Raw genomic sequence first — 14402 nt, 5'->3', positions numbered from 1 at the left:
TTTTGTGGAACTCTGACCTCACGCCCCGCATTGGTTCTTCGGACGGATTAGCCATCCGTTCGCGCTTCTGCCCTGACCCGCCGGTGATCCCCCTCGCCGGCGGGTTTGTACTGAGCAGCCGCTTCATTGTGAACTCGATCTCGCCTCCGGGCAGCTCGCGCGAAGTTTCACGCGTGTGCCGCGAAGGGTCAGAATCTTCCGCTCAACTACGATCGCGACGGTCGGATCATGCTTGAAATCCGGCTCAAGACGCAGCTGGCGTTTGAGTTTTCAGACTGTCGACAGCGTGCACCGGCGGCATGTCACCCTGCATCAGGTGGGCGATTGCGCTATATACCAACCGCTGGCTCTCGAGCTTGCTCATGCCGGCGAACACGGGCGACGTCACTTCGATGCTGAAGTGTCCCCCGCCGCCGTTGACTGTGGCCCGTGAATTTTGAATCTGCTGCTCGATGGCCTCGCGCACCGCGTCGATGACGGAACCCTGAAAGTCGGTTGGGTGGGATGACATAGTGCTCCTTTTATATGGCAAATGTCGCGATCTGCGCCAATGAAACTCTGGAGCTCTCACGACGTATCTATCTCGGATGATGTCCGTAGCCCCCGATAAATTGCCCGTCAACCGCGCTGCCTTCCCGGCGACTGTCCCCGCTGGTCGCAGAATTCCGTCCCGTCAATGACAGGAGCTTGGTTCCTGCTTGCCGGGCTCTGTACCAATCTGGACGTTGGCGCAGCCACTGCCTGGTCGGAGCGTATGCTGGGCTTTCGCAGTCCTGCTCAATTCTCCCCGATGCGGTAGACGCAACCAGTAATAAGTGACCCCTGGAACGAATGTGCACGTTCGCTGTTTCCAAGGTCTACAAATGGAGGCCACCTTGAAAACATTCGCTACTGCACTTGCACTTCTCGTGATGTCGACTGCGTCGTTCGCCCAGACACCTGCGCACACGCCTTCGCAAGCCGCAGCTCCTATTGCAGCTGCCGGCGACTGGAGCGCATCTAAGATGTCAGGTGTGAACGTCTACAATGAAGCTAACGACAAGATCGGTGAGATTTCTGATGTGATCATCACTGAGCAAGGGCAGGTGAAAGGCGTCGTTATCGAAGCTGGCGGCTTCCTGGGAATGGGAAAGCACTATGTACTGGTCGCCATGAACAGCTTGAAGTTTTCCAACGAGGCAGGAAAGACATCATCAGGAAAAACGTCTGAGACTAAGAGAGAATGGTATCCAGACCGGGCCGTCCTGAACGTGACGAAAGACAACCTGAAGGCGATGCCTGAGTTCAAGTACTAAGCCTCAATCAGGGCTCCAAAGCATTTGTTTTGGAGCCCTCCTTTGCGCGCACCCAATGAGCCAATGAAGGGCTTCTACAAACTCTGATGCAATGACCTGATACGGCACCAGAGCTCCATGTGCCTTTCCACAACGAGCGAGGTTCTGTCATCTGCTCCCCGCTCGCGACGCGCCACTTTCGCCCGCCACGCAACGGAGATGCACAAATGACGTCTCCGTTGCGAGTTCGTTCTGAGAATTCAGGCTACTCAAGTACAGGGGCCGTCATTGCTCAGCGCGGAATACTCCGGCCTTACTTCTGGGTGCAGGTGCCTGACTGCCCGGTGCCCCGCTTGTAGGTGCCGCCATTAGCATTGCAGCCCGTTTTCAGCTTGGCGCAGAGGGCCTTATCGTTGCAGAAAGCGTCCGACTGCGGACCGATGTCGGCGGCAAATCCCATCTGCTGGCCGGCCTGTGATGGTTTGGTGCAGACGCCTGACGAACCGTCCGGCTTGCTCGGCGAATATTTATAGCCGGCACCCTCGCAGGCCGCCTTGAGCCGGGCGCAACTGAAATTGCTGTTGGGTTTGTCTCCCTTGCTGTTGCAACTGCCGACAGCTTGTCCGGCGGAGGTCGGCGGCGGTTCGGAGCGTATCGTCGCCCCTGGGTCCGGCTTGGTCATGGGCTGTGCCAGCGCGGTGGCCGAGGCGAAAATCAAGAGTGCTGCTGTAACGAGACTACGTCTGATCATCTTCGTTCCTCCGGGGCTACTTACGACAGATCGTCGGTCCTTGACCGACGTGAGACTTCTCATCTGACGGTGACAACGCTCCAGGGGTTCAAGGGCAGTGGAAACAAATCGTTTGCGGATAGCCCGTCACCTTGGGCGACGGTCGCTGTTGAGCGTTTCGCGCAACAGCATTCGGGGGCTACCTCGTCCGTCCCAGATTTATTTGCTTGCTCCATCTCCCGGTGGATACGACGCATTCCAATATTACCCCTCATCTCTCGCGATACGGAGTCGCGGAGGTGTTGGTCGCTTTCGTGACCGGCAAAAAACGTTTCGTTTTGCTATTTGGAGGCGCGTAAGACCCATGCCCGTGTTGATGTTTAGCGCGATCCTTAGCTGCGGCCTGCTCTTTTATGTCAGCTATCGCTACGTGCGATCTCATCCCCCCATGCGGGAAGAGCGAGAGGCACCTGAAGATGCACCTCAAGAGATCGCGAAAGGCGATTGAGCGGCCGCTCATAGCGCTTTCTTGACGCTTGAAGCTGATCGCGGAGGGCGAAGCACATTATTATGTTAAAGCGAATGATATCAAATGTTCTTTAACATACTGATAAATAATGATTTTCAATCCCATCAGACGGCGTTCTGAATAGACAAAAAACCGCCCATATGCCCCCATACCCAGACGTGTATGGGAACGGATGCGTCGGTAAGGCGCGGACTTGGGCCACACCGCCGTCCCCACCTAAACAGGGGGAACAGGCAGGTGAGTGAAAACGACCCGACCGACTACGCTCTCGCGGCAATTGCGGTTCACCTCAACAAACCGGAAACATCCAACGAAGCAGACGCCGGGGGCGTACCCGAGGCTGAGACGGCAGAAGAGCCCGGCTTTGAACCGGATCCGGAGGAGGACGTCCTAGCGGCGGAGCCAGATGTCCCCGAACTCCCTTCCAACCTCAATGAGGATGACAGCTACACGAAGTTCGGCCCCGGCCCGCTCGTCGCCGTTCGGTTCAAGTGGACGACACGCCGCGGCGACAAAGACGAATATTTCGTTGATGAAACGATCGGAGAAAGCTCCTACCCGCTTGTCAGCGGTCCGATGACACACGAAGCCGCAATCAAGTTCGTCGACGACCGCGAACGTGACGCATGCCAGCGGTTTGAAACTCTGCGAAGTGAGATGGCTGGCGGAGAAACCGGGCAGCGCGCTAGCGAATAGTTGGCGGCCGACTGAAGAACTGACCTCTCTGAGCCGAACGCCGTGCGGCTCCGTCGAAAAGGCGAGCGGCTTCCACCTCGGCGCATTGTGAGTGACTTGGATTACATTCCAGAGATTCTAACTCCAAGGTCGAACAGACAATTCCGACAGGCATCTTCTGCCGGCGAGCCATCCTGGACCCCGCTGAACCAATAGATCAGAATATTAATCGATCTTCTTGTTTTACCAATTGAGCTCCGCCGCATGGGCGGGGCTTTGATGTCGTCAGCTGCTGACCTTGCCGGCATATTCCTCGTCGGTGACGTGCTCCATCCAGGTGACGGCACTTCCGTCAAGGGACTCATGCACCGCGATGTGGGTCATGGCGGCGGTCGGCGCGGCGCCGTGCCAGTGCTTTTCTCCCGGTGAGAACCATACTGTGTCGCCGGGGTGGATTTCGCGGATTGGTCCGCCCTCGGTCTGGACCAACCCGACGCCGGAAACCACGTATAGCGTCTGGCCGAGCGGATGAGTGTGCCATGCCGTGCGCGCGCCCGGCTCGAACGCGACGTTCGCGGCGAGGACACGCGAGGGCGCGTTCGCGGTAGCGATGATCGGCTCGACCGAAACCATGCCGGAGAAGTATTCCTTGGGTCCAGGTTTTGCCGGTCGCGACCCTGCTTGATGGATATCCATGGTGATCCTCCCTGAGTTGCCGCGCACGCGACGGCGCTCTGAGCGCTGTCGTGCCTCTTCGCTGATTACAGCATCCTGTGAGCTCGCCATCAATAATTCATTGAATTTGCATACACTATTCTTGAGATTCCACTCGGCATTCCTGAGCTTCCGCTTGGGGCCAACCGGGCTGGCGAACTTATTGATTGGTCATGGACGCATCCTTGTCCCCGCCTCGCCTTCTGCCAAGCGGCGACGCCGCCATCACGGTGGAATTCGGCCCCAACATCGACGAGCAGACGAACCGTCGTGTGCTTGCACTTGATCGCGCGCTTTCAGACACGCCAATCGACGGCGTTACGGAAACGGTGCCAACCTATCGATCGCTGCTTGTTCACTACGATCCCGTTCGGATCGGTTTCGAAGAACTTGGGGAACGCCTGTCGGCACTCGCGCGATTGCCCGTGCCTCCGACCACCCCGGCGCGGCGCTGGCGCATCCCCGTTGTCTATGGTGGCGAGAACGGCATCGATCTGGAAGATATCGCGAAGACGTTGAACATCACGCCTGAGGATATCGTGGCGCGTCATGTCGCCGGCGACTATCGTGTCGCCATGATCGGATTTACGCCGGGTTGGTCCTATCTTAGTGGCCTCGACCGTTCGCTACAGATGCCACGGTTGCAGAACCCGCGCTTACTTACGCCTTCCGGTGCAGTTTCGATTGGCGGTTTTCAGACGGGTATCCAGTGCCTCGCTGGACCCAGCGGCTGGCGCCTGTTGGGACGAACCGCTGTGCGTACCTATCAGCTCCATCGCAATCCTGTTTTCCTGCTCGAACCGGGAGACGCCATCACGTTTTATGCGGTCGACGGCAAGCAATTCGCGGAACAGGATCGCGCTGCCGAGCGCGGCGAGTTTGTCGCGCAGTTGGTGACTTCGTGAGCAAACTTGTTGTCACGGCGGCCGGGCCAGCGACCTCAGTTCAGGACGGCGGCCGCTATGGTGCGCAGCGCTATGGGTTGACGCCAAGCGGTGCAGCGGATCGCCTGGCACTGGCTGCTGGTAACTGTCTGGTCGGCAATCTACCCTTTGCCGCTGCGGTTGAAATCGGCCCGTTCAGCACAAGCTTCGCGGTCCGCGAAGGCAAGGTGCGCATCGCGCTCACGGGCGCTGCGCGGGATGCTGAAGTTTCAGGCCGCTCGATTTCGTTCAACGAATCCTGCACGCTCGCTGATGGCGACAGCCTGATGCTCGCCGCTGCGCGCGATGGTACCTTCAGCTATCTCGCGATCGAAGGCGGAGTGAAGGGTGAGCCGATGTTTGGCAGCCTCGCCGTTCATGCACGCGCTGGCCTTGGCAGTCCGTTTCCGCGGCCGTTTCGGGCTGGCGACGTGCTCGATGTGGATGCGGCAAAGGCTGGGGTCGAGCACGGGATCGAACTTCCTTCTCAAGCCGATGGTCCGATCCGCGTCGTAATGGGTCCGCAAGACGATGAATTTGGCGAGGCTATAGAACTGTTTCTTGGCAGCGAGTGGAGAATCTCGGCGACGAGCGATCGCATGGGTTATCGCCTCGAAGGTCCCATCATCAAGCATCTTTACGGCCATAACATTGTCTCCGATGGCACCGTGAATGGCAGCATTCAGGTTCCCGGCAACGGACAACCGATCGTCCTGATGCCAGATCGCGGCACCAGCGGCGGCTATCCGAAAATCGCAACCGTCATTACAGCGGACCTCGGTCGCTTCGCCCAAATTCCCATGGGTCGCAGCTTTCGCTTCAAGGCGGTCACCATCGCCGAAGCACAGGCTGAAGCACGCGCGATGGCGCGCCTATTGCGGGCATTGCCCAACCGTGTCTGTAAGGTGCGCAATACGGACATCAATGATGTGTTGCAAAATGCAAATATCGCCGGAACCGCGGTGAATGCATTCGACAGCGGGACGTGGCAGACTTGGCCGCCTTTGGAGCCATAACGGGTTCTCACTCCTCGTATCGGACGAACCATGACGATCGACCTCAACTGCGATCTCGGCGAAAGCTTCGGCGTTTGGCCGATGGGCGATGATGCTGCAATGATCGAGCTTGCGACGTCTGTTAACATCGCCTGCGGCTTCCACGCCGGCGATGCGGACACAATGAAGACGACTGTCGATCTCGCCAAAACACACGGCGTCAGCATAGGCGCGCACCCTGGCTATCGCGATCTGCACGGCTTCGGGCGACGGCCGATCGTCGGTCTTACGTCGAGGGAAATCGAAAACCTCGTCGCTTACCAGATCGGCGCGCTCCAGGCGATCGCCACCATGGCCGGCCACAGGGTCACGCATGTGAAGGCGCATGGCGCGCTGTCCAACGTGGCTTGCGAGGACGACACGACCGCGCGCGCGATCGCCTCCGCGATCAAGGCGGTCGACTCCGATCTCGTCTTCGTGGTGCTTGCGAACTCGCGTCTCGTTAGGGCCGGCGAGGCTGCCGGTCTGCCGATGGTGCATGAAGTGTTCGCCGACCGTGCCTACGAAGACGACGGATCGCTGGTGTCGCGGCGCAAGCCGGGTGCGGTGCTGCATAACGCGGACGATATCGCTCGCCGCGTTGTGAGAATGCTTCAATCCGGAGAGGTTATTTCAATCACCGGCAAGACGATCAAGATGCGCATGGACACCGTCTGCATTCATGGCGATACGCCGGGTGCGGTCAATATCGCGCGTTCATTGCGCAAAGCGCTCAAAGACAACGGCATCGCGGTCGCGCCGTTCAGGGCAATGAAATAATAGCTCCGTCAGAACGGATGGACAGCGAGCGAGCCGAATACCACTGCGGCGATCAGGGCGAGCGAGCCATAGAGTGCAAGTGTCTGGAGCCGTAACACGGTTCGCTCATTCAGGCTACGGGCGCTAACGTTCAGGCGGTCAGATCGTTGTTGCATCTTCGGCCCTCCGGCTCAACACGGGCTAACAATGAACGACGGTTCCCATCAGAGGCAAGGTAGTAGAGGAAAATAACGATACGATTCTTCAAAACGCGGCATATCCAGACAGAAATTCTCCCCTCCCCGTTGTACGAAAAATTCAATTCGCGGGTGGTCCAGATGCTGCGCTGCGAGACGTGCTTTTACGGCTTGAGGATTATGGCTCCTGTCGTCCGGCGACTTTCCAGCTCCGTTTGAGCTTTCGCCGCGTCCTTCAGTGCGTAGGCATGATTGATCTGAATGTGCAGCTTGCCATTGATGACGGCGGCGAACAGCGTATCGGCGCCTTCAAGAAGCTCACTGCGCGTCGCCACATAGTCGTTCAGCTTCGGACGCGTGGCAAACAGTGAGCCATGATTGGAAAGTTCGGCCAATGCAAACGGCGGCACCCGACCTGAAGCGTTGCCGAAACTGACGAATAGTCCGCGCGGCCGCAAGCAGGATAGCGAGCCTGGAAACGTGGCCTTGCCGACGCCGTCGTAGACCACGTCGCACAATTCGTTGCGGCTGATCTGTTTGACGCGCGCGACAAAATCCTCCTCCTCGTAGAGGATGACGTGATCGCAGCCATTGGCCAGCGCGAGGTCCGCCTTGGCCTTCGACCCTACGGTGCCGATGACATTCGCGCCAAGCGCCTTCGCCCACTGGCAGGCGAGAAGCCCGATGCCGCCCGCCGCGGCATGGATCAGCACACGATGACCGTGCTCGACCTTGAAGGTCTTGTGCAGGAGATACCAGACCGTCAGCCCCTTAAGCATCAGCACCGCGCCCTGCTCGTAGGTGATGTGGTCGGGCAGTTTAACCAGCTTGTCCGCCGGGATATTGCGGTCGGTCGCATAACCGCCAAGATCAAAATAGTAAGCGACGCGGTCACCGGGATGAAAATTGGTGACCCCCGGTCCAACGGAGACGACTTCGCCAGCCGCTTCATTGCCGATGATAAACGGCGTAGCCGGCATCTTGTAGAGCCCGCTGCGATAGTACACGTCGATGAAATTCAGGCCGATCGCATGTTGTTTGATGCGAACCTCGCCTTGTTCCGGCGCGGGTAAGTCCACGGCCTCATAGACAAGCGCCTCGGGACCGCCGACCTGATGAACGCGTACCGCCCTGGTCATCGTCCCTCTCCCTGCCTTTTGCATCAAGAGCGAAAGACATTGGACTGATGTTGTCAACCAGCGAAACGCCTCCAGGAACTCAGCCGCCCGTCTTCTCGCGATTGCGCCTCGCGAGCACGTTGAACATTTCCACCGCCGCGGAGAAAGCCATCGCAAAGTAGATATAGGCGCGCGGGATGTGGAAATGAAATCCGTCGGCCACGAGCGCGACCCCGATCAGCACCAGAAACGCCAGCGCCAGCATCTTGGTTGTTGGGTGTTTGCTGACAAACCGGGAAACCGGTCCCGACGCCAGGTACATGACGAAACATGCGATGATGACGGCTGCGATCATGATCTCGAGATCTTTCGCCATGCCGATCGCGGTGATGATGGAGTCAAGAGAAAACACCAGATCGATGATAATGATCTGCACGATGACCCAAAAAAACGCGCGTGGTTTCGGCGCTTCGCGCACCTCGTGTTCTCGAACTTCCACCTCTCCATGAATCTCGTGCGTGGCCTTGGCGATCAGGAACAAGCCGCCGCCGACCAGGATGATGTCGCGCCAGGAAAATGCGAAGTCTTGCACCGTTAGCACCGGCTCGGTCAGGCCGATCAGCCAGACCAGAACGGTCAGTAGAGCAATGCGGAAGATCACCGCCAGCGCCAGGCCGATCTGGCGCGCGCGCTTTGCCTGCTTGGGCGGAATACGCGAAACGATCACCGACAGGAAAATGACATTGTCGATGCCCAACACGATCTCGAGCACAGTCAGCGTCAACAGTGCAGCCCATGCTTCGGGGCTGGTCAGCAGTTCAATCATCAATTTCTGGCCTCAGGAGACGGATCACGGCATCGCCACAGACGATGTAGAGCGCAATGGCGCAAAGCACGGCGGTGACCGGCATTGCCACATTGAAATCGTTGGCAATGGTCATCATCGCAAGCGCAGCCCATACAGCGATCAGCGACAGATTGAAACCGCGAAACCGCTTCACCCGTACCGGATGTAATACCTTGAAGGGAACGAAAGTCAGTACGATAAGCGCAGCGATGGCGAACGCCGACGCCGCCGGCGATGGACGCAGCAGAAACAGATAAAACGCCGCGGCATTCCAGAGCGCCGGAAAGCCGCGAAAGTGGTTGTCCTCTGTCTTCATTCGGCGATCGGAAAAATAGAGTGCGCTGCTGATCACAATGCCTACACCCAGCAACGGTGCGGCGAGCGGAAGCAGCAGGCCGCTCGCGGTAATGGCATAGGCCGGAACGAATACGTAAGTGAGGAAGTCGACAACCAGATCCAGGGTTTCTCCGGACCAGTTTGGCTGCATTGCTTCGACATTCAGCCGCCGCGCCATCGGCCCATCCAGGCCATCGATCAGGAGCGCGAGACCAAGCCAAGTAAACACGGCTGTCCAGTGCTCTCGCACCGCTTCCAGCATGGCGAGCAGCGCAATTCCGGCCCCACTAGCTGTGAAGACATGGACGAACAGCGCGGCAGCGCGCGACGTTCCGGGTCCGGGTGGCGGGGCCTGCCGGCTTGGTTGGCTCATTTGCACATCTTGCTATCAGGAATCGGACCGGTTTGTATAATGGTCGTTGCGGCGTTCCGCCGCGCGAGCGATTGGAAACGACTCCTGCTGGCTACGGCAATGCTCGTCTGCGGGCTTGAAAATGTCGCTGCGAATGCCGATTGTTGATCCATGAATGAGAGTACGAAACCGGTTGCGATCTTTGATGTCGCGGTGGTGGGTGGGGGGCCTGCCGGATTGGCTGCCGCGATCGCCCTCTCCCGTGCAGGTGCACGGACGGCGCTGATCGCGCGGCGCGTTGGCTATGGCGATAATCGGACGACGGCCCTGCTCGGCGGTTCCGTCGATCTTTTGCGGCAGCTTGACGTATGGCCCCGCTGCGAGGCCGATGCCGCCGCGCTCCGTGTCATGCGGCTCGTCGACGATACCCGGCGTCTTATCCGGGCTCCGGAGGTGCGTTTCTCCTCCGACGAGATCGGGCTCGATGCGTTCGGCTATAACATTGAAAACCGCACGCTGATGGCCGCCATGGAGGCGCGAGCCGTGGAAGCGGAAAACCTCACGCGGATCGACGGCGAGGCCGAGCACGTCACGCCGGACGATACTGTCGTCACCATCGCAACCCGGCAGGGAGAGACGTTAACCGCTCGTCTGGCTATCGGCGCCGATGGGCGGCAGTCGCTCTGCCGCAAGGCTGCGGGCATCGGCGTCACACGTCGCGCGCTCGATCAGGCTGCATTGACGTTCAACGTTGCGCACAGCCGGCCGCACAAGAACATTTCCACCGAATTTCACACGCCGCATGGCCCCTGCGTTTTCGTGCCGTTGCCCGGAGACCGCTCCAGCGTCGTCTGGGTCGCCTCTCCGAAGGAGGCGGCACGGCTCGCTGCGCTAACCGACGACGAGTTGGTCGAAGCCGCCGAACGGCAATCGCATTCGATCCTGGGACGGCTTCAGGTCGGCCAAGGGCGGAGTGTGTTTCCGCTAGGGATCGAGCAACCAGCGCGCTTTGCAAGCAACCGCATTGTACTGGTTGGCGAAGCCGCCCATGTACTACCGCCGATCGGCGCGCAGGGGCTGAACCTGGGCCTGCGTGATGCCGCCGATATCGCAGACGTTGTCCGCGACGCTCTCTCTTCCGGAAAGGATCCGGGTGCATCTCAGACTCTTGCGCGATTTGAAACGGCGCGGCGCAGCGACGTCCTAAGCCGGTCGTTCGCGATCGACATGGCAAATCGGTCGCTGCTGAGCGATTTCCTGCCGATCCAGACTGCACGCGCGCTCGGGCTGCACCTGATCAGCAAGGTCGGCCCGCTCCGGCGCCTTGCCATGCGCGAAGGTCTTTCGCCGTCGTGGCGGCAACGTCCATACGGAGAAACCGGATTTGGCTCAGCTTGAACGGCCGCCTCGGCCGTCCCGGTTAGCGGAACCCAATTCACTCGGTTTTGCCTCTAGCTTAGGCCGCAATCCTGGTCTATTCGACCAAGGATGATGAAAGCGCGTATCGCCAAATTCCAGATCGGCCAAATCGTTCGCCATCGGATTTTTTCGTTTCGTGGCGTGATCTTCGATATCGATCCGGTCTTCAACAACACGGAAGAATGGTGGCTCTCGATCCCGGAGAATGTCCGGCCGCACAAGGACCAGCCGTTCTACCATCTGCTTGCCGAGAATGCGGATTCCGAATACGTGGCTTATGTGTCCGAGCAGAACCTTCTGCCAGACGATTCCGGTGAACCAATTCGGCATTCGCAGGTCACAGAAATTTTCGTCAAGGACAAGTCCGGGGGCTATCGCCCTCGCAACCCGTCCCTGAACTGAGGGCGTAGTTACTCGTCAACAAAAAAAAAGCGCTCCGCGAGGAGCGCTTTTTCATTTGCGTGTTTGAAAAAATCTATTGCTTGGCGGTAGGTGCGCCGGCGCTCTGCTGAGTAGCTTCGAGCTTCGCGCGTGCCTCAGCGGCTCGCTTTTGCAGTTCTTCCTGGAGTTTCTTCTGGGTCTCCTCGAACACCTTGGGGTCGGTCGGCGGGCCGTCATAGGCCTTCGCGAATTCAGCGAGCGGCAGCGGCAGCGTCAGCGGAGCCCCGTTGGAATTGATCGCCTGCACAATCAGGTTCTGGCCCTTCTTCATGTGGCCGAGCATATCCGCTGTCAGTTCATAATCAGACATGCAGCCGTTGGTGAAGCAGATCACGTAAGGGCTCTGCTGCGGCGGATTACTGTCGATAATGATCCGCGTTCCGTGGACCAGTTGCATCCCGAGCGGCAGCGTCACGCGAAGAATCTTCTTCGGCTCGCCTTCGGGCTCGATGATGACCGCTGCGATCACAGGTTGGCCGGATTCGATCCGTCCATCCTTGCCGGTGAAACACACCTGCTTGGCCTTCTCGTCCTTCCCCTTCAGGCAGAACTTGGTCCAGGGCGCATAGATCAGCTGTACCTGCTGGTCGGCTGGCGCTGCCTGAGTCGCCGGCGCTGCCTGAGTTGCTGGCGCCGCCTGAGTCGCTGGCGCTCCCTTTGCGGCCCCCGGTTTGCCTTTGGATGAGGCGGGCGCTTGCTGAGCGAAAGCGTCCGACACAAATGGAGCGGCTACGAGCGTCACCGCGGCGAACAAGGCAAAGGCCCGTCCGCGAGGCAAAGCGGACGCGGTCAAGAGACGAAAATTCATTGCGGAAAACCCTTTCCTGAACGCCAGCGGTCTCGATTCTAACATTCGCATTTCGTTTCAGCGAGCCTTACGAATGTTTAGAATCGAAGGACCGCTTGCAACCCAATTGCTGGTGGAGTTTCGAATTCGACATTCGCGTTCCCGACGCGGTCGGCTGGCGAAAATATCGAATTCACTCCACTAGGACCCGCCCCCGAAGGGCGGGCGTCGGCGCAGACCATTCGGCGGCTGTCTCTTAGTGAAATGAGGCGGTTACGTGACGGTTCGCACTATCATGGACAATTGCCCGCCTTCAATACTAGGGCGCATAAAAAGATCAATGGCAACATACGTTTTTTGACATCCCTTCAAACCGCGTCGCGGCGGTTGTGATAAAATTTTCTGTGCGTAAGTTCGAATCAAAACGGATCCGGTTTTTTCGATCGATACCGCGTTACCGCGGCCGGACAGGAGTGTGTCTGGCGCTCGCAGTCGGGCTGCTCGCTGCCGGATACCAAGGAGTTGCGGCGAATCCCGGCTACGCCATCGCAATGCATGGCAAACCGGTCTTGCCGCCTGATTTCAGCCAGATGCCCTATGCCAATCCGGACGCTCCCAAGGGTGGTCAACTGGTTCAGAGTGTTCCCGGTAGCTTCGATAGCCTCAATCCCTTCATCGTCAAAGGCGTCGCGCTCCAGCAAATTCGAGGGTTCGTGGTCGAGAGCCTGATGGCCCGAGGCAACGACGAACCTTTCACGCTCTATGGCCTGCTGGCGGACAAGATTGAAACCGACGATGCCCGAACTTACGCCACCTTCCACCTCAACCCGCTGGCGCGTTTTTACGACAAACAACCCGTTCGTGCCGAAGACGTGCTCTTTTCCTGGCAACTCCTCCGGGACAAGGGCCGCCCCAATCATCGTCAGTATTATTCGAAAGTTGCAACGGCAGAGGCGATCGATGAATGGACGGTGCGTTTCGATTTCGGTGGAACCGTGGATCGCGAACTGCCCCTGATCCTTGGCTTGATGCCTATTTTGCCGAAACATGCCATCGATGCCGCTACTTTCGAACAGACCTCGATGACACCCCCGTTGGGGTCTGGGCCGTATCGCGTGACCTCAGTCAAGCCTGGCGCCAGTGTTACGCTGACGCGCAACCCGGACTACTGGGGGCGTGACCTGCCGGTCAACCGCGGCCTGTGGAATTTCGATGAGATCAGGTTCGATTTTTATCGAGAAGCCAATAGTCAGTTCGAGGCCTTCAAGCGCGGTCTGTATGATTTTCGTGTCGAGACTGAACCGCTGCGCTGGCACGAAGGGTACAATTTTCCGGCTGCGGGCAATGGCCAGCTCGTGCGCGAAGCCGTCAAGACCGGCCTGCCCGCTCCCTCGGAATATCTGGTGTTCAATGCGCGACGGCCGATATTCTCCGATATTCGTGTCCGCGAGGCGCTGACGCTGCTATTTGATTTCGAGTGGATCAACCGAAATTATTTTTTTGGACTTTACAGCCGTGCTGGCGGCTTCTTTGCGGGATCGGAGCTATCCGCCTACGCACGCGCTGCTGACGAAGGAGAGCGGTCGTTGCTGGAGCCGTTTCCGTCGGCCGTGCAGCCCGACATTCTCGACGGCAGCTACCGCCTTCCGATGACCGATGGTTCGGGCCGGGACCGCGAGGCCTTGCGTGCCGCCCTCGCCCTTCTGTCGCAAGCGGGTTATGAGTTTGACGGCACGGTTTTACGTCACCGCTCAACCAAAGTGCCCCTCGCCTTTGAAATCCTGGTGACCACCCGTGATCAGGAGCGAATCGCGCTGACTTACGCGCGTGATCTGAAGCGGGCAGGCATTGACGTGTCCGTGCGCTCAGTCGATGGCGTACAGTTCGATCAGCGTCGGCTCGGGTTTGATTTTGACATGATCCAGAATCGCTGGGATCAATCGCTGTCGCCCGGCAATGAACAGTCCTTCTACTGGGGTAGCGAAGCCGCCGACACTCCGGGTACCCGAAATTACATGGGCGTGAAGAACCCGGCGATCGATGCCATGATCGCAGCCATGCTCAAAGCCCGGCAGCGACCCGACTTCGTAGATGCGGTTCGCGCACTCGACCGGGTCCTGATGTCCGGATTTTATGCAATTCCGGTCTATAACGTTCGAGAACAATGGATCGCGCGCTGGAATCGGATAGAACGACCAGCAGCGACCGCGTTGACTGGATATCTCCCTGAAACATGGTGGCGAAGGCCGCCGAAGCCGGGCAAGTGA

The 14402-nt window shown here is 58.8% G+C and carries 16 protein-coding genes; 8 read left to right on the top strand and 8 right to left on the bottom strand.

The genetic code is table 11. The annotated features are described in order from the left end of the window. Nucleotides 1–244 precede the first annotated feature (244 nt). Nucleotides 245–511 (bottom strand): BolA/IbaG family iron-sulfur metabolism protein, encoded by a 267-nt coding sequence (locus AC1RT6_RS04670; RefSeq protein ID WP_079446531.1) that lies wholly within the window; start codon nucleotides 509–511, stop codon nucleotides 245–247. Nucleotides 512–875: 364 nt separating this feature from the next. On the opposite strand from AC1RT6_RS04670, the gene AC1RT6_RS04665 reads away from it, so the two are divergent. Continuing rightward, the gene (locus AC1RT6_RS04665) at nucleotides 876–1295 is read left to right on the top strand and encodes a PRC-barrel domain-containing protein (RefSeq protein ID WP_244553465.1); all 420 of its coding nucleotides are present in this window, start codon (nucleotides 876–878) and stop codon (nucleotides 1293–1295) included. Nucleotides 1296–1587: 292 nt separating this feature from the next. Here the strand turns inward: AC1RT6_RS04665 and AC1RT6_RS04660 are convergent, their stop codons facing one another. Then, nucleotides 1588–2025, bottom strand: coding sequence for a hypothetical protein (locus AC1RT6_RS04660; protein ID WP_139372864.1), 438 nt, complete (start codon nucleotides 2023–2025; stop codon nucleotides 1588–1590). Nucleotides 2026–2770: 745 nt separating this feature from the next. On the opposite strand from AC1RT6_RS04660, the gene AC1RT6_RS04655 reads away from it, so the two are divergent. Continuing rightward, on the top strand, nucleotides 2771–3229 hold the full coding sequence (locus tag AC1RT6_RS04655; protein ID WP_079446534.1) for a hypothetical protein: 459 nt from the start codon (nucleotides 2771–2773) through the stop codon (nucleotides 3227–3229). A gap of 264 nt (nucleotides 3230–3493) precedes the next feature. Here the strand turns inward: AC1RT6_RS04655 and AC1RT6_RS04650 are convergent, their stop codons facing one another. After that, complete coding sequence (locus AC1RT6_RS04650; protein WP_079446578.1) at nucleotides 3494–3904, bottom strand: (R)-mandelonitrile lyase; 411 nt, start codon at nucleotides 3902–3904, stop codon at nucleotides 3494–3496. A 191-nt stretch (nucleotides 3905–4095) separates the two neighbouring features. Here AC1RT6_RS04650 and pxpB point away from each other — a divergent pair, with 191 nt between their 5' ends. From pxpB to AC1RT6_RS04635, 3 genes are read left to right on the top strand one after another with little or no spacing between them, the layout of a single operon-like run. Next, the gene (gene pxpB / locus AC1RT6_RS04645) at nucleotides 4096–4827 is read left to right on the top strand and encodes a 5-oxoprolinase subunit PxpB (RefSeq protein ID WP_472789562.1); all 732 of its coding nucleotides are present in this window, start codon (nucleotides 4096–4098) and stop codon (nucleotides 4825–4827) included. Then, nucleotides 4824–5861: a 5-oxoprolinase subunit C family protein gene (locus AC1RT6_RS04640; RefSeq protein ID WP_079446536.1), complete on the top strand. Its 1038-nt coding sequence runs from the start codon at nucleotides 4824–4826 to the stop codon at nucleotides 5859–5861. Before pxpB ends, AC1RT6_RS04640 begins: the two co-directional genes overlap by 4 nt. Nucleotides 5862–5891: 30 nt before the next feature. Then, on the top strand, nucleotides 5892–6659 hold the full coding sequence (locus AC1RT6_RS04635) for a LamB/YcsF family protein (RefSeq protein WP_079446537.1): 768 nt from the start codon (nucleotides 5892–5894) through the stop codon (nucleotides 6657–6659). An 8-nt stretch (nucleotides 6660–6667) separates the two neighbouring features. Here AC1RT6_RS04635 and AC1RT6_RS04630 read toward each other — a convergent pair whose 3' ends face one another. The 4 genes from AC1RT6_RS04630 to pcsA all read right to left on the bottom strand — a co-directional run bounded on the left by AC1RT6_RS04630 (nucleotide 6668) and on the right by pcsA (nucleotide 9509). Next, the gene (locus tag AC1RT6_RS04630) at nucleotides 6668–6814 is read right to left on the bottom strand and encodes a hypothetical protein (protein WP_087881137.1); all 147 of its coding nucleotides are present in this window, start codon (nucleotides 6812–6814) and stop codon (nucleotides 6668–6670) included. 185 nt (nucleotides 6815–6999) lie between these two features. Next, entirely contained in the window at nucleotides 7000–7974 is a 975-nt protein-coding gene (locus tag AC1RT6_RS04625) for a quinone oxidoreductase family protein (RefSeq protein WP_079446538.1), read from the bottom strand. Between the two features lie 79 nt (nucleotides 7975–8053). Continuing rightward, complete coding sequence (locus tag AC1RT6_RS04620) at nucleotides 8054–8779, bottom strand: TerC family protein (RefSeq protein WP_079446539.1); 726 nt, start codon at nucleotides 8777–8779, stop codon at nucleotides 8054–8056. After that, entirely contained in the window at nucleotides 8772–9509 is a 738-nt protein-coding gene (pcsA, locus tag AC1RT6_RS04615; RefSeq protein ID WP_079446540.1) for a phosphatidylcholine synthase, read from the bottom strand. The genes AC1RT6_RS04620 and pcsA overlap by 8 nt, the downstream gene beginning before the upstream one ends. Nucleotides 9510–9659: 150 nt before the next feature. On the opposite strand from pcsA, the gene AC1RT6_RS04610 reads away from it, so the two are divergent. Both AC1RT6_RS04610 and hspQ read left to right on the top strand, forming a co-directional pair. Further along, entirely contained in the window at nucleotides 9660–10886 is a 1227-nt protein-coding gene (locus AC1RT6_RS04610) for a UbiH/UbiF family hydroxylase (protein ID WP_079446541.1), read from the top strand. Between the two features lie 90 nt (nucleotides 10887–10976). Continuing rightward, on the top strand, nucleotides 10977–11309 hold the full coding sequence (gene hspQ, locus AC1RT6_RS04605; RefSeq protein WP_079446542.1) for a heat shock protein HspQ: 333 nt from the start codon (nucleotides 10977–10979) through the stop codon (nucleotides 11307–11309). A gap of 73 nt (nucleotides 11310–11382) precedes the next feature. Here hspQ and AC1RT6_RS04600 read toward each other — a convergent pair whose 3' ends face one another. Further along, entirely contained in the window at nucleotides 11383–12156 is a 774-nt protein-coding gene (locus AC1RT6_RS04600) for an invasion associated locus B family protein (RefSeq protein WP_079446543.1), read from the bottom strand. 383 nt (nucleotides 12157–12539) lie between these two features. Here AC1RT6_RS04600 and AC1RT6_RS04595 point away from each other — a divergent pair, with 383 nt between their 5' ends. After that, nucleotides 12540–14402, top strand: coding sequence for an extracellular solute-binding protein (locus AC1RT6_RS04595; protein ID WP_079446544.1), 1863 nt, complete (start codon nucleotides 12540–12542; stop codon nucleotides 14400–14402).

Source organism: Nitrobacter sp. MLSD-S21, from assembly GCF_058809865.1.
The sequence above is the reverse complement of the archived record's forward strand: the minus strand, read 5'-3'. Positions and strand labels throughout refer to the sequence as shown.